General features: G+C 68.2%; 1 protein-coding gene. It reads left to right on the top strand.

Going from position 1 to position 1636, the window contains the following annotated elements; translation table 11 throughout:
* Nucleotides 1–233: 233 nt before the first annotated feature.
* Nucleotides 234–1526 (top strand): IS110 family transposase, encoded by a 1293-nt coding sequence (locus tag ACIHFD_RS67875; protein WP_397375972.1) that lies wholly within the window; start codon nt 234–236, stop codon nt 1524–1526.
* Nucleotides 1527–1636: the final 110 nt, after the last annotated feature.

Here is a 1636-nt window from a genome sequence, read left to right as displayed (position 1 = left end):
AAAGACCCCATGCCACTTCGTGGCGCCCTCGGATAAGTGAAACTTGGGGTGCGTCGCCCGCTGACGTCGTACTCGCTTGGACCTGCGAGGCCGTTCTAAAGACTGACGCTGGAGCCTGCCCGGTAGGTACCCCGGATTGCCGCTACGAGCGCGTGTCACAGCATCTCGATGTTGTCGCGGGCTCCGCGGACGGCGCACCTCATCCATCCTCGGGGGCAGAGCACGGAGGCGCAATGGAGGTCGTCCACCCGGCGGTGGCCGGGATCGACGTGCACAAGAAGATCTTATGGGTGGCCATCCGGTTGCCCGGTGCGCACCAGCCGTTCGTCCGGAGCTACCGCACCTTCTGGCGGGCGCTGCAGAAGATGGCCGCCGAACTGGTCGAGCTCGGCGTCACCGACGTGGCGATGGAATCGACCGGCGTGTACTGGTGGCCCGTCTACCACGCGCTGGCCCAGACGGGCCGGATCGAGGTGTGCGTGGCCAACGCCGAGCACCTCAAGAGCGTCCCGGGTCGTAAAACCGACATCCGTGACTGCCAGTGGATCGCCGAACTGCACCAATTCGGCCTGCTGCGCCCGAGCTTCATCCCCGCCCAGGACGTGGCGGCGCTGCGGCACCGTACCCGCTACCGCAAGAAGCTGATCGAGGCCCGCATGAGTGAGGGTCAGCGGCTGGCCAAGGTGCTGGAGGACGCGGGAATCAAAATCGACTCGGTCGCCTCCAAACTGCTGTGCGTCTCCGGCCGGGACATGATCGAAGCGCTGATCTCCGGGGAACGCGACCCTTACCTGCTGGCAGGGCTGGCCCGCGGCGTCCTGCGGCACAAGCACGAGGACCTGGTGGCGGCCTGCGACGGGCGCTTCACCGCCACCCACGCCACCATGTGCCGGCTCCATCTGGACGCATACGACCACACCACCGGCAAGATCACCGAACTGGACGGCCTGGTCGCCGAAGCCGCCACCGTCTTCGAGCCGGTCATCACCCGGCTGATGACCATCGTCGGGATCGGACGGCGCACCGCCGAGGTGATCGTCGCCGAGACCGGCGCGGACATGTCCCGCTTCCCCACCCCCGAGCAGCTGGCCGCCTGGGCCGGGCTGGCCCCCGGCAACCGGGAGTCAGCGGGTAAACGCCGGCGGGCCGCCACCCGCAAGGGCAACAAGCACCTCAAGGCCGCGATGGTCGAAGCCGCCTGGGGCGCCTCCCGCACCCGATCCAGGATCGGAGCCCGGCTGCGCCGCCTGGTACGCCGCTTCGGCAAGCAGCACGCCAAGAAGGCCGCGGTCGCCACCGCGCACACACTGCTCCGCGTCTGCTGGGTGGTCATGGCCCGAGGCGAGGACTACCGCGAAGACGGTGGCGACTTCTACGACCGGCGCGAAGCCCGCCAGGCCCACTATCTGGCCGCCCGCTATCAAAAGACCTTGGAACGTCTCGGCTACCAGGTCACCCTGATCGCACCCGGCCCCGGCCCGGAAGATCATCCCGACCCCCAACAACCAGAGGAACCGGCAGCCTGAAATCCCGCAGGTCAGTGGCCGGTCACACCATCACGACCGCGCCACCGATCCCGTCTGCCCATCTACTGTCCGCTGCCGCGCGATGGCCGGGGCCCATGTTTCGTCACAGC

The organism is Nonomuraea sp. NPDC051941 (assembly GCF_044593615.1).
This window is presented reverse-complemented; position numbering and strand designations above follow the sequence as displayed.

Coding starts and splice junctions, on each gene's coding strand:
- ACIHFD_RS67875 (WP_397375972.1), top strand. CDS start 234: ATGGAGGTCGTCCACCCGGCGGTGGCCGGGATCGACGTGCACAAGAAG.